Annotated in this window: 24 protein-coding genes; 18 read left to right on the forward strand and 6 right to left on the reverse strand. The window is 69.8% G+C overall.

Annotated features, from left to right (window positions below):
• The first annotated feature begins 216 nt into the window (after positions 1-216).
• The 3 genes from ACZ4XX_RS23790 to ACZ4XX_RS23800 all read left to right on the forward strand — a co-directional run bounded on the left by ACZ4XX_RS23790 (position 217) and on the right by ACZ4XX_RS23800 (position 2808).
• The gene (locus ACZ4XX_RS23790; RefSeq protein ID WP_468509919.1) at positions 217-1266 is read left to right on the forward strand and encodes a PucR family transcriptional regulator; all 1050 of its coding nucleotides are present in this window, start codon (positions 217-219) and stop codon (positions 1264-1266) included.
• 149 nt (positions 1267-1415) lie between these two features.
• The gene (locus ACZ4XX_RS23795; protein WP_468509876.1) at positions 1416-2168 is read left to right on the forward strand and encodes a hypothetical protein; all 753 of its coding nucleotides are present in this window, start codon (positions 1416-1418) and stop codon (positions 2166-2168) included.
• Positions 2169-2346: 178 nt separating this feature from the next.
• A complete protein-coding gene (locus ACZ4XX_RS23800; protein ID WP_468509877.1) occupies positions 2347-2808 on the forward strand; it encodes a carboxypeptidase regulatory-like domain-containing protein in 462 nt (153 codons plus the stop codon).
• Positions 2809-2826: 18 nt separating this feature from the next.
• Here ACZ4XX_RS23800 and ACZ4XX_RS23805 read toward each other — a convergent pair whose 3' ends face one another.
• On the reverse strand, positions 2827-3939 hold the full coding sequence (locus ACZ4XX_RS23805; protein ID WP_468509878.1) for a DUF2235 domain-containing protein: 1113 nt from the start codon (positions 3937-3939) through the stop codon (positions 2827-2829).
• An 89-nt stretch (positions 3940-4028) separates the two neighbouring features.
• On the opposite strand from ACZ4XX_RS23805, the gene ACZ4XX_RS23810 reads away from it, so the two are divergent.
• The 3 genes from ACZ4XX_RS23810 to ACZ4XX_RS23820 are packed head-to-tail and all read left to right on the forward strand — an operon-like array spanning position 4029 to position 7551.
• Positions 4029-5207, forward strand: a complete 1179-nt coding sequence (locus ACZ4XX_RS23810) for a caspase family protein (protein ID WP_468509879.1) — start codon at positions 4029-4031, stop codon at positions 5205-5207.
• A complete protein-coding gene (locus ACZ4XX_RS23815; RefSeq protein ID WP_468509880.1) occupies positions 5204-6511 on the forward strand; it encodes a hypothetical protein in 1308 nt (435 codons plus the stop codon). The genes ACZ4XX_RS23810 and ACZ4XX_RS23815 overlap by 4 nt, the downstream gene beginning before the upstream one ends.
• The gene (locus tag ACZ4XX_RS23820; protein ID WP_468509881.1) at positions 6511-7551 is read left to right on the forward strand and encodes an MBL fold metallo-hydrolase; all 1041 of its coding nucleotides are present in this window, start codon (positions 6511-6513) and stop codon (positions 7549-7551) included. The genes ACZ4XX_RS23815 and ACZ4XX_RS23820 overlap by 1 nt, the downstream gene beginning before the upstream one ends.
• A gap of 17 nt (positions 7552-7568) precedes the next feature.
• Here the strand turns inward: ACZ4XX_RS23820 and ACZ4XX_RS23825 are convergent, their stop codons facing one another.
• A complete protein-coding gene (locus ACZ4XX_RS23825; RefSeq protein ID WP_468509882.1) occupies positions 7569-9029 on the reverse strand; it encodes a catalase in 1461 nt (486 codons plus the stop codon).
• A gap of 222 nt (positions 9030-9251) precedes the next feature.
• Positions 9252-9428, reverse strand: a complete 177-nt coding sequence (locus ACZ4XX_RS23830; RefSeq protein ID WP_468509883.1) for a CsbD family protein — start codon at positions 9426-9428, stop codon at positions 9252-9254.
• A 127-nt stretch (positions 9429-9555) separates the two neighbouring features.
• Between ACZ4XX_RS23830 and ACZ4XX_RS23835 the strand changes: the two genes are divergently transcribed.
• Positions 9556-10341: a VOC family protein gene (locus ACZ4XX_RS23835; protein WP_468509884.1), complete on the forward strand. Its 786-nt coding sequence runs from the start codon at positions 9556-9558 to the stop codon at positions 10339-10341.
• Here ACZ4XX_RS23835 and ACZ4XX_RS23840 read toward each other — a convergent pair.
• A complete protein-coding gene (locus ACZ4XX_RS23840; protein WP_468509885.1) occupies positions 10326-11294 on the reverse strand; it encodes a TIGR03557 family F420-dependent LLM class oxidoreductase in 969 nt (322 codons plus the stop codon). The genes ACZ4XX_RS23835 and ACZ4XX_RS23840 overlap by 16 nt on opposite strands.
• 133 nt (positions 11295-11427) lie before the next feature.
• Between ACZ4XX_RS23840 and ACZ4XX_RS23845 the strand changes: the two genes are divergently transcribed.
• Both ACZ4XX_RS23845 and ACZ4XX_RS23850 read left to right on the forward strand, forming a co-directional pair.
• Positions 11428-11601 carry a hypothetical protein gene (locus tag ACZ4XX_RS23845; RefSeq protein WP_468509886.1) on the forward strand — a complete coding sequence of 58 codons (174 nt, stop codon included), beginning with the start codon at positions 11428-11430 and terminating at the stop codon, positions 11599-11601.
• Between the two features lie 115 nt (positions 11602-11716).
• Positions 11717-11890, forward strand: a complete 174-nt coding sequence (locus ACZ4XX_RS23850) for a CsbD family protein (protein WP_468509887.1) — start codon at positions 11717-11719, stop codon at positions 11888-11890.
• A 164-nt stretch (positions 11891-12054) separates the two neighbouring features.
• Here the strand turns inward: ACZ4XX_RS23850 and ACZ4XX_RS23855 are convergent, their stop codons facing one another.
• Together ACZ4XX_RS23855 and ACZ4XX_RS23860 are read right to left on the reverse strand one after the other, a co-directional pair.
• On the reverse strand, positions 12055-13191 hold the full coding sequence (locus tag ACZ4XX_RS23855) for an SRPBCC family protein (protein WP_468509888.1): 1137 nt from the start codon (positions 13189-13191) through the stop codon (positions 12055-12057).
• Positions 13192-13194: 3 nt separating this feature from the next.
• Positions 13195-14499, reverse strand: a complete 1305-nt coding sequence (locus ACZ4XX_RS23860; RefSeq protein WP_468509889.1) for a histone protein — start codon at positions 14497-14499, stop codon at positions 13195-13197.
• Positions 14500-14705: 206 nt separating this feature from the next.
• Here ACZ4XX_RS23860 and ACZ4XX_RS23865 point away from each other — a divergent pair, with 206 nt between their 5' ends.
• From ACZ4XX_RS23865 to ACZ4XX_RS23905, 9 genes are all read left to right on the forward strand, one after another.
• Positions 14706-15068, forward strand: a complete 363-nt coding sequence (locus ACZ4XX_RS23865; RefSeq protein ID WP_468509890.1) for a gas vesicle protein GvpO — start codon at positions 14706-14708, stop codon at positions 15066-15068.
• 28 nt (positions 15069-15096) lie between these two features.
• Positions 15097-15564, forward strand: coding sequence for a gas vesicle structural protein GvpA (locus ACZ4XX_RS23870; protein WP_468509891.1), 468 nt, complete (start codon positions 15097-15099; stop codon positions 15562-15564).
• Positions 15565-15567: 3 nt separating this feature from the next.
• Positions 15568-16284 (forward strand): GvpL/GvpF family gas vesicle protein, encoded by a 717-nt coding sequence (locus tag ACZ4XX_RS23875; protein ID WP_468509892.1) that lies wholly within the window; start codon positions 15568-15570, stop codon positions 16282-16284.
• Between the two features lie 24 nt (positions 16285-16308).
• Complete coding sequence (locus tag ACZ4XX_RS23880; protein ID WP_468509893.1) at positions 16309-16557, forward strand: gas vesicle protein GvpG; 249 nt, start codon at positions 16309-16311, stop codon at positions 16555-16557.
• Positions 16558-16578: 21 nt separating this feature from the next.
• Complete coding sequence (locus tag ACZ4XX_RS23885; protein WP_468509894.1) at positions 16579-17100, forward strand: gas vesicle protein; 522 nt, start codon at positions 16579-16581, stop codon at positions 17098-17100.
• Positions 17097-17960, forward strand: coding sequence for a GvpL/GvpF family gas vesicle protein (locus ACZ4XX_RS23890; RefSeq protein ID WP_468509895.1), 864 nt, complete (start codon positions 17097-17099; stop codon positions 17958-17960). Before ACZ4XX_RS23885 ends, ACZ4XX_RS23890 begins: the two co-directional genes overlap by 4 nt.
• Positions 17957-18172 carry a gas vesicle protein gene (locus tag ACZ4XX_RS23895; RefSeq protein WP_468509896.1) on the forward strand — a complete coding sequence of 72 codons (216 nt, stop codon included), beginning with the start codon at positions 17957-17959 and terminating at the stop codon, positions 18170-18172. The genes ACZ4XX_RS23890 and ACZ4XX_RS23895 overlap by 4 nt, the downstream gene beginning before the upstream one ends.
• A gap of 62 nt (positions 18173-18234) precedes the next feature.
• Positions 18235-18663 (forward strand): gas vesicle protein K, encoded by a 429-nt coding sequence (locus ACZ4XX_RS23900; RefSeq protein ID WP_468509897.1) that lies wholly within the window; start codon positions 18235-18237, stop codon positions 18661-18663.
• Between the two features lie 84 nt (positions 18664-18747).
• On the forward strand, positions 18748-20001 hold the full coding sequence (locus tag ACZ4XX_RS23905) for an ABC transporter substrate-binding protein (RefSeq protein ID WP_468509898.1): 1254 nt from the start codon (positions 18748-18750) through the stop codon (positions 19999-20001).
• Positions 20002-20003 lie beyond the last annotated feature (2 nt).

Here is a 20003-nt window from a genome sequence, read left to right on the forward strand (position 1 = left end):
CTTCCGTGTCCCGGCATCGGACTCACGCCCGTGCGTTCCCCTGCGGCCATCCTGGCGCACCATGGACCTCGCCCACATTGCCGGGACCCGGCAGTCTTTGACGCGTTCATGATGCCGGTCGCGAACCCGCGCCGACGGCATGCCAGTCTTGATCATCGCGCGTCAGGAACTCGTCGGGGACGCGTCGGTGATGGGGGAGGGAACGTGACGGAGAGAATGCCGGGCGAGGAGTATCTGGACGGGTACGCCGAGATCCTGGCCAGCGTGTGCGCCACCCGTCGCAGGCTGACCCGGGAGGAACGCGAGACGCTCCGCTCCCGGGGGGAGCGGGCCGCGGAGGCAGGTGTCGGGCTGCGGTCACTCGTGCGCGCCCACCACTCCGCCGCGCAGCGGGTGCTCGCGGGACTGCCGGGAGCCGTCGCCGACCATCTCCTCAGCGCCGTGGAGCAGGCCGTCGACGCCTTCGCCGAGGGTCACGAGCGGGCACAGCGTCTGGCGATGCGTCAGGAGGAGGCTGCACGGCGCGAGTTCGTCGACGACCTGCTGTACGGCCGGAGCGACCTCGGCCGCCTGGCGGAGCGCGCCGAACGCTTCGGGCTGCTCCTCGCCCACGCCCACGCCGTGGCCGTGGCCCAGGGGCGGGAGCCGTACGGCGACGGGTACGAGGTCGCCCGTACCGTCGAGTCCTCGCTCCTCGCCCGCTTCGGGAACCGCCGCATCCTGCTCACCACCAAGGACGGCCGGCTGATCTGCGTCGCGCCGGCCGACGAACCCGAGGTGCTCACCCACTTCGCCAAGCAGGCGCACGCCGCGACCGACGGCGGCCAGGTCGCCGTCGGCCGCCCGCACCCGGGTGCGGGCGGCGTGGTCCACTCGTACGAGGAAGCACTCAACGCCCTCGACCTCGCCGCCCGCATGGACCTGGACGAACCGGTCCTGTACGCGGTCGACCTCCTCGTCTACCCCGTCCTCACCCGTGACCGACAGGCCATGGCCGACCTCGTGAGTACCGTCCTCGGCCCCCTCCAGCAGGCACGCGGCGGCGCGAAGCCGCTCCTGGACACCCTCACCGCGTACTTCGACACCGGCTGTGTCACCGCGCAGGCGGCCCGCCGTCTCAACCTCAGCGTGCGGGCCATGACCTACCGTCTCGACCGGGTCCACCGCCTGACCGGCGCGGACCCCGGCGATCCCGTCCAGCGCTACACCCTCCAGACCGCCGTCATCGGCGCCCGCCTCCTGGACTGGCCGGAACAGCCGCTGTGATCACGACGTCGGCCGGCCCGCTCCGCGCCTCCCGGGCGGGCGGCCGACACCGGACGCATCCCGACGAGGCGACGCGCATGCGGCGCGGTGAATACCATGGAACAGGCGTATCTTCCTGATTCACCCGGCAATGATGCGGGAGCGATGTCATGAACCTGCTGCCGATCGAGATCAAGGTCAACATCGAGGGTGAGGTCGCAGCGGCGATGTCGGCGTTGGGCGGTGCGAACGCCGCGCAGACCACGCGCCGGATCTGGTTCGCGGAGGACCGGGACGGTGTCGCCGAGGGCCGGGTGCCGCTGCTGGACGCGGGCGTGATCGTACGGTTCAGGATCGGTGCCGGTCGAGACGAGCTGACCGTGAAGTTGCGGCCCTGCACGCGGGAACAGCTGATCGGCCGGTTCACGGACCCGTTCGACGCCACGCCGTTCACGTACCGGATCGAGGCGGACTGGTCGGCGGACCGCCGGATGCTGGCCGCCTCCCTGACCGTCGATCACCCTCCGGGCGCGTTGCTGGGCGTGGTCCAGCCGGGGGCCGACTCCGCTGCGTCGATCGACGACGTGCAGGACCAGTTCCTTGACGTCTGCGCACCCACCGTCCCGCTCGACGGGATGGTCGCACTGGGGCCGGTGCTCTCCACGAAGGCCACCGACGTCGCGCTCGGCGACGTGGAGGTCGACCTGGAGGCCTGGCGGGTCGCAGGCCTGGAATTCCTGGAGGCCTCGACCCGGGTGAAGCCCAAGGCCGGTGAGGCCGCCGCGGAGTTGACGGCTCGGGCCGAGCGCAGACAACGGAAGCTGGAGGAGGCGATGCGTGAGCTCGGGGTGACGCCCTCCGAACTCCCCGAGAGCAAGACCCACCGGGTCCTCACCGCACTCGCGGCGGCAGGACGTCCCTGACCCCGGCCCGTGCCGGGGCATCGCCGAGACCGGTGCTCCGAGACGCCCACGCGCGAAACACGCCGAATGGCGGCGGGTGTTGGGTGCGGACAGACTGGAGGGAGAAGCGGGTGCCCGGCGCCCTCGCCCGCTCCGGCACTCCGACCGAACCCGAGGTTCCGGCCGAGAGGAGACTCTCATGTTCGGGTACGTACGAGCGATCGACGACAAGAAGCCGATCTTCATGATCAAGGTCAGCGTCTACCGCGGCGATCTGTCACTGATCGACCGGGCCTACACCGATGAGGACGGCCGGTACGATGTGGAGATCCCCGAAGGCGAAGTGGTCACCGTGGGGTTCGACACGCATCACTCGTTGACCAACGCGGACGACTGGCAGCCGTCCGTCGTCGCCAACGTGATCGCCGGTGACGAGACGCCCCTGGACCGCTGTCTGATGCGAAGGGGACAGGTCTTCGACGAGGCATCGGCCGTGGACGCCCTCAGCGGCTACCTCCTCACCGCGGCGACGACTCAGGCGGAGACGGACGCGGAGTACGCCGCCACCGCGGCGAACCGCCTGTCGATGCTCAAGCAGCACGCGCTCATCCTTCAGTCGCTCCAGCAGAGGCTTCTGGAGCACTTCGAGCAACAGACGTGACACGGAGGACCGGGCCGCTCACCCGGTCCTCGTTCCTGTCACCGCCGTCGCCCCGGAACCGGCTCCCGCCCCCGCACGCGGATGCGGTGTCAACCAGTCCTTGTCCGTCCAGATCACCCCGTCCGGGATCCGCCTCCCGTACCCCGTGTCCGTCTCGATCCGCAGCCGTACGCTCTCGTGCACCCGCGCACCGGAGGGGACCCGGCGCGGTCGGTAGGTGAGCAGGGCCCACACGGCGCCCATCCGGTGCACGGTGCCCAGCGCGTGGCCGGCGTCGAGCGTGAGGTGCCTGCCGTACGCCTTCCTCCTGAGCAGGAGGTCCGCGTCGAGGGCGCCGTCCACGATCCACTTGAGCGCGACGGTGGGGAGCTTCGGGTCGTCGTCGAAGGTGCCGCCCACGTCGGAGTGGACTCCGGCGAACCAGGCCTCCTCGATGAGCGGGCCCGGTGCCCCCGGCTTCTCCGGCGGCAGGACGAGGTACTCCTCGTACGGTCGGCGCTTCTCGTCGATGGAGACGGCGTGGCGCACGCGGCCCACGTTGGGGATTTGTCGTGTGAAGAGCCAGCGCAGGTTCCAACGCAGCAGTCCGGCCGCCTTGACCGAGTCCCAGAGCCCCATGAAATGAACGGGGATTCCGGTACGGTCGTCCACCTTCCTGCTGAACGCACCGGCGAACTGGTGCAGTTGCCTCCAGTCGTCGTCGGTCCAGGTCCGGTTCTTGGCGTACACGGAGATCGCGTACGGCACGAGGTTCTCCGACCCGGGTCGCAGCAGACCGACCGCCTTGAGCAGGCCCGCGAGGGCCCGTGCGGTGTACGCGCCGCGGCTGAAACCGAAGAGGTAGATCCGGTCGCCGGGTTCGTAATGATGCATCAGATAGGTGTACGCCTCGGCCAGGTTCTCCTTGAGCCCGGCGCCGAAGGCGAGGCCGAGGAGCCGGGAGAGCTTCCGGGCCGGCACGGTCCAGGCGCCGGCGGCGGAGAACGTACCGACGCCCGGGTCGTAGTAGGCGATCTGCGCCGTCGGGTCACTGAGGTCGAGCATCTCGTAGAGGTGGACGACATTGGTGTTGCCGCGGGCCTTGAGCTGGTTGCCCGTCCCGTCCAGGCACACCACGATGTTCTTTCCCATCACGGCCTCCGAGGGACATAAGCCGCTCTTCCTCCTATGCTAGAAGCAAAGCCTCCCACCGGCCTGTCCGTGCGTCACGTGGAGGTTCCATGGCCGGATTCACCGTTCACGTCTCCGAGGACGTGGGCGTCGCGGCAACACACGCACTCGTCATCGGCGTCGGTGCGTACACGCATCTGCAGGGCGGCCGGTCGCCGACGGACCATCCCGGCGCCCTGGCCATGCGGCAGCTCTCCTCGCCACCCGTCTCGGCACGCGAGTTCGCGACCTGGATGATCGGCGGGTACCACGACAGGAGCAGACCCCTGGGGAGCCTCGCGCTGCTGTTGAGCGAGGCCGCCCCCACCCCCTTCGTCCACCCGGGCACGGGGGTGGAGCAGGTCGTGGAAGAGGCAACCATCGACAACATCGTCGCCGCCGTCACGGAGTGGAAGGACCGGGGAGACCACGACGACGCCAGGCTGGTCTTCTACTTCTGCGGTCACGGCGTCTCCCTGGGCATCACCACGTCCCTCCTCGCGTCGGACGTCTTCGCCGACCGCAACAGCCCGATGAACGGCGCTCTGCAGTTCGAGGCGCTGAAGAACGGGCTCAACAACTGCCGTGCCGCACAGCAGGTGTTCTTCGTGGACGCCTGCCGGGCGGGTTCCGACACGCTCGTCAGACGCGTGGGAACGGACAACCTCGGACGGGTCCCGCTCAGCGGCAGTACCCTGCGCCCCGACGGCCTCGTGCCACGGAAGCACGCCGTCTACTTCGCGACCCTGCACGGTCAGGAGTCCTTCGCCCGCGCCGGCCGCGTCAGCCTGTTCACCGACGCCCTGCTGCGGAGCTTCGACGGCGCCGGAAGCGAGAACACCCAGGGCCGGGTGTGGCGGGTGACGACCCAGACCCTCATGCACGCGATCAGTCAGTTCATGCGGGCCATCCCCTTCGCGGGCACCCTCGCCGGGGCCGCCGTCCCGGTGAGCCCGGAGTCGTTCGACTTCGACTTCCACGAACTGACGGGAGCCCCGATCGTCCCCGTGTACGTCGGCTGCGACCCCGCCGAGGACAACGCCCGCGCGGAGTTCGTCTGCCGGCATCCGGCCCAGCAGGAGCGGCGGCGCCCACCGCCCGCCGACGACGAGGCCGACGACGGAGAGTGGCCCCTGTACCTGCCGTTCGGACAGTACGAGGTCGAGGCCCTCCTCGGGCCCGGGGACACCCGCCGAGAGATGTTCGACGCCCGCCCTCCGATGTTCCGCGTCGTCCTGGCCCGACCATGAACGCCACGCTCGCCGTCCGGCTCCTCCTCTCTCCCGCCGGGGAGTTCAACGAGGCGGTGATCGTCGGCGCCATCCGCTCGGTCGACCTCGACGGCCCCTCGCTGCGCAACATCCTCATCCCCTGCGGGCGTTCGCCCCGGCCCACCGCGTACCCGGTCGCGCCCGGACGCTACATCGTGTCCGCGACCCTGCCCTCGGGGATGGTGCTGACGAAGGACGCCGAGGCGGTGGAGGGCCGGTCGGCCGCGGTGGACTTCGACATGACCGACTCGCCGTACGGGACGCACGCCTGGCAGTACCTCATGGGCAACATCGAGCCCGAGCGCGTCTACCACGGTGCCACCGTGGTCCCGCTTCCCGAGTCGGTCGCCTCGCGGTCCATGGTCGCGCCCGCCGTCGGAGAGGACGGATTCCTGCCCGAGTCCGTCGGCGAGGTCTCGGCGCTCGCCACCTGGGTCGGCGACTCCCTGCCGGCCGCCTGGTCCTACGCGTCGATGCTGGCCCTCGAAGAGGACCCCGCGAGGCCGTCGGTCGCTCCGCTCATCGCCCGAAGCGCCCCCCGCCCGCTGCCGACACCCACCGAACGCGGGGCCGACGTCACCCCGCTCTACCGGTTCGGCCCCGACGGCCCCGCCCTCGCCCCCGGCGGCCCGGTCGGCGAGCGGCAGTTCCTCGTCGTGGAGGCGGCGGGAGCCGTACGGCTCGTCACCCTCCCCCTGCCCTGGGGGACCAGCGAGGTCGAGGTCCTGGTCAACCTGCGGCAGAGCCCCACCGGCAGCGCCGTCGCCGTGGCCGTACGCGACCCGCTGTTCGGCGCCGGGCTCGCGTACATGGCCCAGGGCGCCCTGGACACCGCGGCGCAGCTCTTCACCGACGTGGAGAAGACGCTCCCCTCCGGTCCCGGGAGCCCGCCCACCGATGCCGGTATTCCGCTCGCGGCGACCGCCGCATCGTACGTGCTGCTCGGCACCGACCACAGGACCGAGGAGACGTACTGGGACCCCTGGCTGCGGCTGCTGACCGACCGCTGCCCCTGGCTCGGTGACGGCGCGATCCTGCGGGCCGTACGGCTGCTGCGCCGGCCCGGGGCCGACCGGAAGGAGGCCAGGGACGGGCTGATCGACGCCTTCGACCGGGGGATCCCCTTCTACACCCTCGGTCTCACCTGGCTCGCCGACGGACTCGCCGCCTTCCCCGACGACCCCGAGTGCGCGTCCCGGCTCGACCAGGTCCGCCGGCTCTCGTGGCTGGCCGACATGCGCGAGCCGTTCCTCATCCTCGACCTGCGTCAAGGGAGCGCGTGATGATCCGCCTCAGCATGCTGCCCGCAGAGGACGGCGACTGTCTGCTCCTCGAATACGGCAACGACGACTTCGTCCGTCGGATCCTCGTCGACGGCGGGCGCCGGGGCACCTACGCGCGGATCAGGCCGCTCCTGGCCGGACTGGACGGCCCGATCGACGTGCTCGTCGTGACCCATGTCGACCAAGACCACATCCTCGGGGTGCTGGCGCTGCTCGGCGACCCCGAGCGGCCGGTGGAACTCGGCGACGTGTGGTTCAACGGCTTCGACCACCTGCACGACCGCGAGGTCTTCGGCGCCGTCGACGGGGAGCTGCTCACCACCGAGCTCATGAAGCAGAGCCTCCCCTGGAACGCCGCGTTCGCCGGCCGCAGCATCGAGGTCGACCACCCGCCGACCTGGTTCGACGACGGCTCCACCATGGAGGTGCTCGCCCCGGACCGCCGGCTCCTGGAGTCGCTGATCGCGACCTGGAGGACGAAGTGCGAGGCAGCCGGCCTGATTCCGGGGGTCGACCCCGAGGAGAGGCAGCCGGAGGAGGGGATCGAACGCTTCGGGGCGATCGACGTCGACGAGCTGGCCGCAGCGCCCTTCAAGCGGGACGGCTCCCCGACGAACCCGACCAGCATCGGTCTGCTCTTCGAGTTCGAGGGCACCCGCATCATCCTCACCGGGGACGCGGACGACCCGCGCCTGGTGGCCTCGCTCCGCCCGCGCGCCGAGGCGGAGAACGGCCGGCTGCGGGTCGACGCCCTGAAGGTCGCCCATCACGGCAGTGCCAAGAACCTCTCGAACAACCTCCTCGGTCTCCTCGACTGCGGCCGCTACCTGATCTCCACCAACGGACGGGTCCACGGCCACCCCGACGACATCGCGATCGCCCGGATCCTGAAGAACGGCGGGGCGACGAAGGACCTCTTCTTCAACTACCGCGAACGGGCGGCGAACTGGGACGTGCCCGACCTCGAGGACCGGTTCGGCTACACCGTGCACGCGCCGTCGGAGGACGGCGCGGACGGCTTCATCACGGTGGAGTTCTGAACACGACCGGGTCGGACCTACGAGGCCTGCTTGGCGCGGACGCCCTCGGAGATGCGCTTGCCGAGGGTCTGGTCGATGTTCGACCAGTACGTGAAGGCACGCTCCAGGACCGGCTCGCTCACGCCGTCGAGGAGATGGCCGACCACGTTGTCCACGAGCCGGTCGCGGGCCGCGTCGTCCAGGACCTCGCGCACGAGGGTGCCGGGCTGCCCCCAGTCGTCGTCCTCGGCATGCGAGACGTAGGCCGCCCGGGTGATCTCGCCGTCGGCGGTCCAGCTCGGCGGGCTCCCGTACTGCTCGGTGTCGGCGGCGGGCCCGCCCTTGGAGTTCGGCGCGTAGACCGGATCGGACGTCTTCCGGTACGCCATCGCCCCGTCCTTCGAGTACGTGTGGACGTCGACGACGGGCGCGTTCACCGGAAGCTGCTGGTAGTTGACGCCGATACGGGCCCGGTGGGCGTCCGCGTAGGAGAAGAGCCGGCCCAGCAGCATCCGGTCGGGGCTGGGCCCGATGCCGGGAACGAAGTTGTTCGGCTGGAAGGCCGCCTGTTCGATCTCGGCGTGGTTGTCGGTGGGGTTGCGGTCCAGGGTCATCCGGCCGACGGGGAGGAGCGGGTAGTCGCCGTGCGGCCAGACCTTGGTGAGGTCGAACGGGTTGAACCGGTACCCGGCCGCGTCCTCGTACGGCATCACCTGGACGTGCAGCGTCCACGAGGGGAGGTCCCCGTCCCTGATGTGCTCGAAGAGGTCCCGCATGTGGAAGTCCGGGTCGACGCCCGCCAGCCGGTCGGCGTCGGCCTGGGTGAGGAAGTCGATGCCCTGGTCGGTCTTGAAGTGGTACTTCACCCAGAAGCGCTCACCGGACGCGTTGATCCACATGTAGGTGTGGGAGGTGTACCCGTTCATATGGCGCCAGGTGCGCGGGATGCCACGGTCGCCCATCAGCCAGGTGACCTGGTGCGCGGACTCGGGGGAGAGGGTCCAGAAGTCCCACTGCATGTCATGGTCACGCAGGTTGCTGTCGGCGCGGCGCTTCTGGGACCGGATGAAGTGCTGGAACTTCATCGGGTCCTTCACGAAGAACACCGGAGTGTTGTTGCCGACCATGTCGTAGTTGCCCTGGGAGGTGTAGAACTTCACCGCGAAGCCGCGCGGGTCGCGCCAGGTGTCCGGGCTGCCGCGCTCGCCGGCCACCGTGGAGAAGCGGGCGACCAGGTCGGTGCGGGTCCCCGGCTGGAACAGCGCGGCCTTGGTGTAGCGGCTGACGTCGTGGGTGACCTCGAAGCGGCCGAACGCGCCGCTGCCCTTGGCGTGCGGCTGGCGCTCCGGGATGCGCTCACGGTTGAACTGCGCCATCTGCTCGATCAGGTAGGCGTCCTGCAGGAGGACCGGCCCTCCTGGACCCACGGTGAGCGAGTGCTCGTCGCTCTCCACCGGGGCTCCGGAGTCGGTCGTCGTCGCGGGTCGGCTCTCGGTCATGACTCTGCTGCCTTTCGTCGTCTCGCACGCCTACCCTCGTCCGCCTCGGTGAAAGCCGCCACCGGGGGTCCGCCGCGAGGCGACCGCCGTCACGAGGCACGTGTACCGGGAGGGAGCGTGTGGGGGTCGTGCACGGGGAGTGAGCGCGTGGGGGTCGTGCACGGGGAGTGAGCGCGAGAAAGGGTCCACCCCTCGAGGGTGGACCCTTCTCCCGGCCGAGGTTCAGCGCTTGTCGCGCTTGTCGCGGAGGGCGTCCTTGGCGTCGGACATGGCTTCCTTCGCCTTGCCTTCCGCCTGGTCCATCCGGCCCTCGGTCTTCATGCGCTCGTCGCCGGTCACCTTGCCGACCGCTTCCTTCGCCTTGCCCTTGATCTTGTCCGTGCGGCCCTTGTCAGCCATGACCAGTCCTTCTCGGGTGGGGAAAACAGTGACGTTGACAAACTAGGACGAACAGAGTCATTCCGCCTGTCGAGCGGTTTAGGGTGGAATTGTCTCGTCCCGCAGGACCGATCCGAGGGTGACCACCGTGTCGACGTCGAGCCGAGAGATCGCGGGTGCCCCGTGCTGGGTCAGTCTGCTGGCCCGGGACCTGGCTGCCGCGCAGCACTTCTACGCCGGTGTCCTCGGATGGGAGTTCCGGTCCAGTGGCCTCGGTGAAGGTTTCTCGGTCGCGCTCCACGAGGGACTGCCCGTCGCGGGGATCGGTGCGCCGGCCGAGCGTCCCGACATGCCGGTGGCCTGGACGCCGTACTTCGCCGTCGCGGACGCCGACCTCACGGCCGGGCGGATCCGTGAACGCGGGGCGACGATGGCCGTGGGCCCCCTCGCCTTCGTCACCGGACGGGCCGGCCTGGCCGCCGATCCCGCCGGGGCGGTCTTCGGGTTCTGGGAAGGGACGGTCGTACCGGACTGGTCGACGGGGCGTGGCAGCGCCCCGGCCCGGCTGGAGCTGCACACGCGCGACGCCGTCGAAGCCGCGACGTTCTACGGAGCGGTTCTGGACTGGGCCGGGGGAGGGTCGGCCTGCTGCGTGGCGTCGTACGAACATGATCATGTCGTCCTGCGGCAGGGCCACGACACCGTCGCACGCATCAGCGGCGGTGTGGTCGGCGAGGCACCGGACCCGGGGATCCGCCCGCGCTGGCACGTCAGCTTCCCCGTACCGGACCTGGAGAAGGCGATCGAGGCCACGCGCAGGATGGGAGGCGCGACCGCCGGCCCCGTGGGGACGTCCCGGACGAGCCGCTGGGTCGGCCTGACCGACCCCGACGGGGCGCGCTTCACGGTGGTCGCAGCTCAGGACGCCTTCTGAGAAGCGAGAGCGGGGAGAACCTTCTCGCGGTAGGCCGTGAAGAAGTTCTCCTGCTCCTGTCCGATCTGGCCGACGTACACCTCGTCGAACCCGGCGTCCACATACGCGCGGACTGCGGCCACGTGCTCCTCGACGTCCGACCCGCACGGTACGGAGTCGGCCGTCTGCTGCCGGGTGACGAGCTCGGTGGCCTGCTCGAAGTGCGCCGGTGTGGGGAGGATCTGGTTCAGTTCTCCGGGCAGCTGCTCGGTCGGCCACATGCGGTGTGCCGTGTCGACGGCCGCCTCCCGGTCCTGGTCCCAGCAGACCTTCAGGCCGCCGACGACGGGCTTGCCGGCCCCACCCGCCTCGCGGAACGACGCGATGGCCTCCTCGTCGGGGCCCATGGTGACGAAGCCGTCCCCGATGCGCCCCGCGAGTGCGGCGGCCTTCGGGCCGAAGCCGGAGACCAGGATTCCGGGCGGTGCCTCCGGAACGGTGTAGAGGCGGGCGTTGTCGACCGTGTAGTGCCGGCCCCGGTGGCTGGTCTCGCGGCCGGTGAACAGCTTCCGCATCACCTCCACCGCCTCTTCCAGCATGTCCGCCCGCTCGTCGAACGCGGGCCACCGGTCACCGAGGACGTGCTCGTTGAGCGCCTCACCGGTCCCCACGCCCAGAGTGAACCGACCACCCAGGAGCACGCTGGAGGTCGCCGCCGCCTGGGCGGTCACCGCCGGGTGCATCCGCACCGTGGGGCAGGTGACGAGCGTGGTGACCGGCAGTTCCACCGTCTGGGACAGGGCGCCGATCATCGACCACACGAAGGGGCTGCTCCCCTGCGCGTTGGTCCACGGGTGGAAGTGGTCGGAGATGGCCAGGCGGGTGAATCCCGCGTCCGCGGCCAGGCGTGCCTGGCGCAGGAGCTGGTCGGGGGTGAACTCCTCACAGGACAGGAAGTAGCCGAAGGACGTCATGCGTGTTCCCTTTCGTATCGGCCCCCCTGGGTCCGGCTACCCCGCCAGGCCCCCCGAATGCCCGCAGGACTCGCCGGTTCCTGCGCACGGCCGCGGGTAGGCGCTCCTCATGAGTGCGGGAGGAAGGTCTGTCATGAGCGCCAAGGAGAAGGCCAAGGCCAAGGCCGAGCAGATTGTCGGCAAGGCGGTTCAGAAATCGGCACACGTGCTGGGGAAGAAGAGCACAGAGGCCAAGGGGGCTGCTCTGGGGCTTCGCGGAAAGGCCCGGGAGCGCAAGGAGAAGGGAAAAGACTCCTTCAAGGGTTGACCCTTTTCCGGGATCGGTCGCCGTGGGCCGTGCATGCATGCCGACATCGCGGGCAGTGGCAGAGACACGACGCGTTACCAGACGTGTGAATGAGACGTGCGGGAAGGTGAATGTCATGGCCGGAGGCAAGAAAGCCAAGAACGTCGCAAAGACCGCCAAGGGCAGGGTGAAGGAGACGACGGGCAAGGCCGTCGGCAACGAGAGCCTAGAGATGAAGGGCCGTGCCGAGCAGGTCGAAGGCGACGCCAAGCAGGCGGCGGAGAAGGTCAAGGACACGTTCAGGCACTGACCCCGCCGGCCGGATTCACGGGCCGCGGCCGCCGGGCATGGGGGGGGGGGGGGGGGGGGGGGGGGGGGGGGGGGGGGCGGCCCCCCCCCCCCCCCCCCCCCCCCCCCCCCCCTCCGCATGTGCGGGTCGGCTCCGCCCCGTCGCCCGGGCGGGGGGCGTGGCGCTCAGCGCCCGCGTCGGCGCCGCCCGCGCCCCGCTGTCTCGTAAGCGTCCTCCTCATCCTCCTCGTCCTCCTGCGCCTCCTCGTCCACGGTGTCGGCGGGGCCCTCCTCGTCGATCTCGTCCTCGTCGTACTGCTCTTCCTCTTCCTCCGGCTCGTACTCCTCGTCCGGTTCGCCCTCGTCGTACTCCTCGTCGGGGCTGCTTCCCTCTTCCTCGTCCTCCTCCTCTTCCTCTTCGGGCTGTTCGGCCTCTTCTCCTCCTTCGCCTGCCTCGTCCTCGTCCTCGTCCTCGTCGAGTTCGGCCTCCTCTTCCTCGAGTGCCTCCTCGTGCGAGCGGACGACCTCGCCGTCACGGATCTCGCCGCGCCAGCCATCCGGCTCGTCGTCGGTGAGGGTGACGTGGCGGCGGAAGTGCTTCAGGTCCAACCGGAGACGGCGGCCTTGAGCCCTCCAGAGGTTGCCGGTCTTCTCGAAGAGGCCGGAGGGGTAGTACTCGACGGTGAGCAGGATCCGGGTGAGCGTAGGGCCCAGTTCGTGGAAGCTGACGCAGCCCCGGACGGACCCCTTGGCGCCCTCGGAGGTCCAGACGATGCAGTCGTCCGGGACCTGTTCCTGGACCGTCGCTTTCCAACTGCGGGTGGACGGACCGACTTTGACCTTCCAGTCGCTGGTCGTCTCGTCGCCCTGGGAGACGTTACGGACACCCTTGGTGAAGTCGCTGAAATCCTCGTACTGGGTCCAGTGGTTGTAGACCCTGCGGAGTGGAGCACCCACGTCGATCGTCTCGACGATGTTGGTGACCTTCTGAGTACCGCTCTTGCGCTTTCCCTTGCCGGAGCCGAACAGGTTCGACGCGGTGTCGGTGACCTTGTCCTTGAGCCCCCCCAGTGCATGGCCCAGCGTGGCCTTGACGGGGGAATCCCCCTTCAGCAATCGACCGCCGATGTCGGTGATCTTGCCGCCGTTGTCGGCCACGTCGTACAGCTGGTCGGTGACGTCCTCGAGTTTGTCCGTGGCCTTCTCGGCCAGTTGTCCGGTCTGCGCGCTGAGGAAGTCACCCAGTTCGCCGAGCAGTCGGTCAAGCCCGGATTCGGGCTTCTCGGAGCGTTCCTGGTCGCGGTCTCGGTCTTCGCGTGCCATGACCTACCTCCGCGTCGCCGGCTTGCGCGATGTCGTCTTCTTGGCCGCCGGCTTGCGCGCCGGCGCCTTCTTCGCGGGCGGCTTGCGGGCCGTGGTCTTCTTCGCGGCCGTCTTCTTCGCGGCCGTCTTCTTCGCGGCCGTCTTCTTCGCGGCCGTCTTCTTGGCCGTCGTCTTCTTCGCGGGCCCGGCTGACGTCTTCTTCGCTGCCGTGGTCTTCTTCGCGGGAGCCGCCTTCTTTGCGGGAGCCGCCTTCTTCGCGGGCGCGGTCTTCTTCGCGGGCGCGGTCTTCTTCGCCGCGCTGCGGCTCGACGCCGACCGCTTCGTGGGCGCGGCCTCGGTCTTCGTCGTTCTCGACGACGCCGACTTCTTGGCGGGCGCGGTCTTCTTGGCGGGCGCGGTCTTCTTGGCGGGGGCCGTCTTCTTGGCGGGCGCCGATTTCTTGGTAGGGGCGGTCTTCTTGGCGGGCGCTGACTTCTTGGGGGGTGCCGACTTTTTGGCGGGGGCGGTCTTCTTGGCAGGCGCGGTCTTCTTGGCTGGGGCGGTCTTCTTGGCGGGCGTGGACGCGGCGCGTCCTTCGGACGCCTTGCGGGAGCGGGATCCGGTGGTTCCCTGCCGGGAGCGCGATGCGGTGCCTCCGCCCGACCGTGAACGGGACTGCGTACCGGCGGACCGGCGTGCCCGTGGCTTCGGCTCGGCTTCGGGCTCCTCCTCAGGTTCTTCTTCCCCCTCCTCGGGTTCCTCTTCCTCGGGTTCCTCCTTCGCGGGTTCCTCTTCCTCAGGTTCCTCTTCCTCCTCTCGCGGCTCCTCTTCATCCTCGTCCTCGTCGTACTCGCCCTCGGGTTCCTCTTCCTCCTCCCACTCCTCGTCCTCGTCGTACGGCCCGTCCGCCTCGTCGTCTTCCGCCGTCTCCTCGGCCTCGTCGGCCTCGTCGGTCTCCTCCGCCTCCTCGGCCTCGTCGGTCTCCTCCGCCTCCTCGGCCTCCTCCTGATCCTTGCCGCTGCTGATGGACAGTGTCCGCTCGTGGAGGGAGTCGGCCAGGTCGGCGAGCTTGCGGTTGGCCGCCGCGGTGAACGCCTGCCGGCCGGCGTCCAGTGCCTCCCCCCTCAACTGCTCGCCCATCTCGGCGATCTGGGGCACGTCCTTGAGCTTGGTGAGCCCCTGCGTCACGAGCTGTCCCGGCTCGAGTCCGAAGCGGCGGCCCGCGAGATAGGTGGCCACGGTGAACGCGAGGCGAGCCTTTTTCGTCCGTCCCAGAAGGTAGCCGCCTGCCACGGCGGCTGCCAGGGCGACCTTGGTCGTGTCCTCCATGACCCCTGTCCCTTCACCGGGTGACTGCGGGCCCGTTCCGTCGCGCCGTGGAGTGTCCTTGGTCAGGTCCCGCGCGTCTGCTGGAGAGCGTGTGACGACGCCCCGTCGGGGGCGGTGGGAACGAGCCTGCTCTCCCGGACATGGCATATGTCCCGATATCATGAAATTCTAGCCTTAAGTTGCTGGACGTCTTGTGGAAGTGATCTATGGCCACAGAGGATCCCGATCGCCCCCGACGCGGTACGTCGCACACCGCGGGCGGGAAGCGGCCGTCTGCTCGGCGGAAGCCCGCGTCGAGCCGCTCGAAGGGCGTGGACGCGGGCTCGGCCATGAGGTCGGCCAGCGAGCAACTGGCTGGTCTGCTCGGCAGAGTTCCGGAATCCGTCTCCTCGCTCAAGCCCACCGGCGACGGGTGGGAGGCGCAGGTGGAAGTGCTGGAACTGGAACGGATCCCCGATACGACGAGTGTGCTGGCCAGCTACAAGGTGTCTCTCGACGGGGAAGGGACGCTGATCTCCTTCGAACGAACCCGCCGGTACAACCGAGGAATGATCGATCGGCCGTTCTGAGTTCGGTTCGGCCGCGGAAGGAGGCGCCATGACCATGGTGCCGCAGAGCGGCAGCGCCGTCAGCAGGGGTGGCGGCTCCACAGGCAGCCTTTACGACGTGCTGGAACTCATTCTGGACCGTGGTCTCGTGATCGACGTCTTCGTCCGTGTGTCACTGGTCGGGATCGAGATCATCAAGATCGACGCCCGGATCGTGGTGGCCAGTGTGGACACGTACCTGCGCTTCGCCGAGGCGTGCAACCGGCTCGACCTCGAAGCGGGCCGCAAGGCTCCGGCGCAGCTGCCCGAGGTCGTCGGCGGCATGGTAGAGGGAGGGGCCCACGGGAAGTCCAAGGGTGCCCTGACCGGGGCTGTCGAGGCCGTGACCGACTCTCTGAAGGGGAAGTCAGGCGGGGACGACGAGGAGCCCGAGGAGGAGCCGGAAGAGGAGGAGGCGGAGACGCCCAGGCGTCGACGGCCCGCCGCCCGCCGGGCGACGCGACGGGAGAAGGAGTGACCGATGGCCCTCTACGTCTACGCGATCACCGGAAAGCAGCACCCCCTCGACATCGACGATCTGAACGGCGTCGGCTCCGAACCCGGTCCCGTGCGCGCCGTCGTCTCCGGGCCGCTGTGCGCGGTGGTGAGCGACATCGACGAGGAGATCCGCCCCAAGCGCCGCGACCTGTTGATCCACCAGGAGGTGCAGGAACGCCTCATGCGCGGTGGCCCCTCCTTGCCGCTGCAGTTCGGGTACACGACCGCCGACGAGTCGACGGTCGAGCAGGCGCTTCTGAAGGACACCGACGGCTATCTCTCCAACCTGGAACGGCTCGGCGGGTGCGCCGAGTACCACGTGAGGGCGACCCAGGACGAGGAGGAACTGCTGCGGCAGATCCTGCGGGAGACGCCCGAAGCCCGTGACCTCAACGAGCGGATACGCGGCGGCGACCAGGATCCTCAGCTCCCGCTCGCCCTCGGCCAGTTGGTCGCCGCGCAGGTGCAGGAGCGGCAGCAGGCCCTGGCGGCCGGGCTGATCGAGGCGCTTGTGCCGTTCGCTCGGGAGCACACCGTCCGCCAGGCCTCCGGAGCCGACTTCCTCAACTTCTCGCTCCTGGTCGCCGACGACCGGCAGGAGGAGTTCCGCACGGCGGAGGCGAACCTCGCCCGCCAGATCGGGGACGGCATCGAGTTCCGGCTGAGTGGGCCCCTGCCGCCGTACAGCTTCGTGGAATGACGGTTGCTCGGAAGGAGGGACACGATGGGACTGCTGACCGCCCTGCTCACCCTTCCCGTCGCCCCGGTGCGTGGCGTGACCTGGGTGGCCCAGAGAGTGCTGGACAAGGCCGAGGAGGAGTACTACGACCCGGCTCCCGTCTGGCGGGAGCTCGGAGAGCTGGAGGAGCGCCTCGTACGGGGGGAGATCGACGAGGCGACCTTCGAGCTTCGCGAGGACGAGCTGCTCGACCGGCTCGCGGAGATCTCCGCATTCCGCGCGAGCACCCCATGACCGGGAATCGAGGACACCGCCGTGTCTGACCCCCTCCCCGACCGCTTCGGGACGGCACCTTCCAGGGCGTCACCGGTGCCGTACGGCCCGAGTTCCTCCGCGAACCTCGCGGACATCCTCGAACGCGTCCTGGACAAGGGCATCGTCATCGCGGGAGACATCCGCATCAACCTGCTCGACATCGAGCTGCTGACGATCAAACTGCGGATCCTGGTCGCCTCGGTGGACAAGGCGAAGGAGATGGGAATCGACTGGTGGGAGCACGATCCCTCGCTCTCGTCCAGGCACACCGGAGGGCCCCTGGCGGAGGAGAACCGCCGGCTGCGCGCGGAGCTGGAGGCGCTGCGGCGGGAACGGGGCGCGGACGAATCCCTGATCCCAGGGACGGATGCGGTGCTTGAGGTGGATGAGGTTCTCGAGCCGGAGGAGGAGTTCGAGGCGGACGAGGAGCTTGAGCCCGAGGAGCGTGAGGAGCCGGACGACGGCCCGGACGACAGGGCGGCGCCCCGCCGCGGAGCGGCACGACGTAGGCGCGGCACATGAGCGACCGCGAGCACCTCACCTACGTGTACGCCGTGGTGCCGGACACCCGGGAGCTGCGGGCGGTGCTGTCGGGCGTCCACGGGGTGGACGGGGCTTCGGTGGCCCTCCTCGGCGAGGACGCGCCGGCCGCGGGCGCGGGGGGACCTGATCTCGCGTTCGTCGTCAGCCGGGTCGCGGCGCACGCGTTCGACGAGCCCACGCTGAAGGCCCGCTTCGAGGACCTGGAATGGCTCGAGGCCGTGGCCCGCGCCCACCACGAGGTGGTGCAGACGATCGCCCGCCACGGCACCGTGCTCCCGCTGCGGCTGGCCACCCTGTACCAGGACGACGACCGCGCCCGCGAGGCACTGGCCGCCCAGCGGAACGTCTTCGCCGAGAGGCTCGCCCTGCTCCGCGACCGGAGCGAGTGGGGCGTCAAGGTGTACATCAGCTCCACCGGGGCAGCGGAGGACAGTGAGGGCGACGCCCGGCCCGCGAGCACCACGACACTCGGCCCGGGCAAGGCCTACCTGCGGCGACGCAGGGCCCAGCACACCGTTCAGGAGGACCGTTACCGGAACGCCCAGGACGCGGCCGGGCGCATCGAGGCGCTCGTCTCCCGGTTCACCACGCACCGCGTACGCCACCCCGCCCAGCGCGGAGCACTCGCGGGGCCCGAGGAGAACGTCCTGAACGACGCCTACCTGGTCCCGGACGACCGGGCCGAGAGCTTCCGCACCGCGCTCGCCGCGGTGGCTGCGGACGTCGACGGCGTACGCGTCGAGGTGACCGGCCCGTGGGCCCCCTACTCCTTCGCCATGCCTCCTTCGCCGGCCGATCCTCCCCGGCCGGACGCCGTACGGGACGGCCCCGTGCCATGAGCGTCGCCCGGTCCACGGAAGGGCTCCCCGGCCGCCAGGTCGCCCTCGTCGACCTGCTCGACAGGCTGCTGAGCGGCGGCGTGGTCCTCTCCGGCGACATCGTGCTCTCGATCGCCGACATCGACCTCGTCCGCATCTCTCTGCGCGCGCTGATCGTGTCCGTCGGTTCCGAAGCGGATCCGCTCGGCCCGCCCACCCGGGGACGACCATGAACCGGCCGGACCCGGCGCGCGGGGAGCGGGGTGACGACCGGGGTACGTCGCGGCCTCCCGATATGCCGCCTCCTGCCGGTACGCCGCGGCCTCCCGGCACGCAGCCCCCTCCCGGTCCGTCGTCCGCGGCCCTGGACGGCGTCGGTGCCGCCCTGGGCGACGCGTTCCGTCTCGTCAAGGCGCCTCCCGTCCCCGACGGCGAACCCCACCGTCCCGCGCACAGGATCCGCACCGACCGCGAGTCGGTCGAGGAGGACCTCCTCAAGCTCGTCCTCACCGTCGTGGAACTCCTGCGTCAGCTGATCGAGAGACAGGCGCTGCGGCGGGTCGACGCCGGCGACCTCACGGACGACCAGGAGGAGGAGCTGGGCGCCACCCTGATGGCGCTGCACGACGCGCTGTCCGACCTCTGCGCCGAGCACGGTTACACGCTCCAGGACCTCAATCTCGACCTGGGCCCCCTCGGTCCGCTGCTGCCGGAAAGCAACTGACGCACCGTCAATTGACGGTGTATCGATTATTGACGGTTCGTCAGGTCGGTTACAGAATGCGGTCACCCGACGGAGGGATCGCCCGTGCCTCGACCGCTGCGCGTCATCGCCGCCAGCTTCGCGCTGCTTCTCGTCACCGCCTGCAACTCCGCCTCCGGCGGCGGGAGTACCTCGTCCTCCTCCTCCGTACGCGGAGTCACCGCCGACACGATCAAGGTCGGTGGCATCGTCTCCATGACGACCGCCAGCGGCTACTCCAAGAAGGACACCGACCTCGGCGCCCGGGCCCGCTACGACCGGGCCAACACCGAGGGCGGGATCAACGGACGGAAGATCGAGTACCTGGGAGCCGAGGACGACGGTCAGGACCCCGCCAGGAACCTGGCCGCGGCGCGCAGACTCGTCCAGCAGGACGAGGTCTTCGCCGTCTCGCCCATGAGCTCGGTCACCTTCGCCGGGGCCGACTTCCTCGACGCGCAGAAGGTCCCGACGGTGGGCTGGGGCACGCTCCCCTCGTTCTGCGGGCCCGCGCATCTCTACGGCTTCAACGGCTGCCTCGTCCCGACGCCCGGCGGCACGCTCAACCAGACCTGGCCCGAGGGCCTCGCGGCCGTCCTCGGAGGTGCGCGCGGCAGGTCCGTCGCGCTGATCGCCGGTGACAACGACGCCGGAAAGTTCGGCATCCGCACCTTCACCCAGGGCTTCAAGGCGGCCGGCTTCCAGGTCGGGTACGCCAAGGCCGTGGTGCCGGCGACCTCGATGCCCAGCGACTGGTCGGCGTACACCAAGGAGATCCTGCGCTCGGGCCCCGGCGGCGGCGCGCCGCACGCCGTGGTCTCCGTGATGCAGACGCCGTACAACATCGGCCTGTTCACCGCGCTCAAGCGGTCCGGCTACAAGGGCGTCATCTCCGACCCGACGGACTACGACCCCGGGCTGCTCGCCAAGGACGCGACGAAGCAGGCCCTCGACGGGGTCCACGTGCTGCTGCAGTTCCAGCCCTTCGAATCGGACACCCCCGCGATGCGGCAGTTCAAGGCCGACATCAGGAAGGCCGCCGGTGGCAAGGACATACCCCTCAACATGCATATGCTCACCGGCTACATGAGCGCCGACCTCTTCCTCTCCGTCGCCGCGAAGGCGGGCAAGGACCTCACCGTCGAGTCCTTCCAGGAGGCCGCGTCCGGATTCTCCGACACCGGCACGCTCGTCGGCGACCGCGCGCTGCCCAAGGGGCAGAAGGAGAGCTTCGGCTGCGGTGCGCTCGTCCGGCTGAAGAACGGGCGGTACGAGGTGGCCGTCCCGTTCAGGTGCTACCCGCCGATCCCCTTCGGCTGAGG

The sequence above is a fragment of the Streptomyces sp. NPDC029956 genome (genome assembly GCF_055574655.1).

Bases quoted from the DNA above. Each gene is read 5' to 3' on its own strand.
- ACZ4XX_RS23790 (WP_468509919.1), top strand. From the start codon at position 217: ATGCCGGGCGAGGAGTATCTGGACGGGTACGCCGAGATCCTGGCCAGC.
- ACZ4XX_RS23795 (WP_468509876.1), top strand. From the start codon at position 1,416: ATGAACCTGCTGCCGATCGAGATCAAGGTCAACATCGAGGGTGAGGTC.
- ACZ4XX_RS23800 (WP_468509877.1), top strand. From the start codon at position 2,347: ATGTTCGGGTACGTACGAGCGATCGACGACAAGAAGCCGATCTTCATG.
- ACZ4XX_RS23805 (WP_468509878.1), bottom strand. From the start codon at position 3,939: ATGGGAAAGAACATCGTGGTGTGCCTGGACGGGACGGGCAACCAGCTC.
- ACZ4XX_RS23810 (WP_468509879.1), top strand. From the start codon at position 4,029: ATGGCCGGATTCACCGTTCACGTCTCCGAGGACGTGGGCGTCGCGGCA.
- ACZ4XX_RS23815 (WP_468509880.1), top strand. From the start codon at position 5,204: ATGAACGCCACGCTCGCCGTCCGGCTCCTCCTCTCTCCCGCCGGGGAG.
- ACZ4XX_RS23820 (WP_468509881.1), top strand. From the start codon at position 6,511: ATGATCCGCCTCAGCATGCTGCCCGCAGAGGACGGCGACTGTCTGCTC.
- ACZ4XX_RS23825 (WP_468509882.1), bottom strand. From the start codon at position 9,029: ATGACCGAGAGCCGACCCGCGACGACGACCGACTCCGGAGCCCCGGTG.
- ACZ4XX_RS23830 (WP_468509883.1), bottom strand. From the start codon at position 9,428: ATGGCTGACAAGGGCCGCACGGACAAGATCAAGGGCAAGGCGAAGGAA.
- ACZ4XX_RS23840 (WP_468509885.1), bottom strand. From the start codon at position 11,294: ATGACGTCCTTCGGCTACTTCCTGTCCTGTGAGGAGTTCACCCCCGAC.
- ACZ4XX_RS23845 (WP_468509886.1), top strand. From the start codon at position 11,428: ATGAGCGCCAAGGAGAAGGCCAAGGCCAAGGCCGAGCAGATTGTCGGC.
- ACZ4XX_RS23850 (WP_468509887.1), top strand. From the start codon at position 11,717: ATGGCCGGAGGCAAGAAAGCCAAGAACGTCGCAAAGACCGCCAAGGGC.
- ACZ4XX_RS23855 (WP_468509888.1), bottom strand. From the start codon at position 13,191: ATGGCACGCGAAGACCGAGACCGCGACCAGGAACGCTCCGAGAAGCCC.
- ACZ4XX_RS23860 (WP_468509889.1), bottom strand. From the start codon at position 14,499: ATGGAGGACACGACCAAGGTCGCCCTGGCAGCCGCCGTGGCAGGCGGC.
- ACZ4XX_RS23865 (WP_468509890.1), top strand. From the start codon at position 14,706: ATGGCCACAGAGGATCCCGATCGCCCCCGACGCGGTACGTCGCACACC.
- ACZ4XX_RS23870 (WP_468509891.1), top strand. From the start codon at position 15,097: ATGACCATGGTGCCGCAGAGCGGCAGCGCCGTCAGCAGGGGTGGCGGC.
- ACZ4XX_RS23875 (WP_468509892.1), top strand. From the start codon at position 15,568: ATGGCCCTCTACGTCTACGCGATCACCGGAAAGCAGCACCCCCTCGAC.
- ACZ4XX_RS23880 (WP_468509893.1), top strand. From the start codon at position 16,309: ATGGGACTGCTGACCGCCCTGCTCACCCTTCCCGTCGCCCCGGTGCGT.
- ACZ4XX_RS23890 (WP_468509895.1), top strand. From the start codon at position 17,097: ATGAGCGACCGCGAGCACCTCACCTACGTGTACGCCGTGGTGCCGGAC.
- ACZ4XX_RS23895 (WP_468509896.1), top strand. From the start codon at position 17,957: ATGAGCGTCGCCCGGTCCACGGAAGGGCTCCCCGGCCGCCAGGTCGCC.
- ACZ4XX_RS23900 (WP_468509897.1), top strand. From the start codon at position 18,235: ATGCCGCCTCCTGCCGGTACGCCGCGGCCTCCCGGCACGCAGCCCCCT.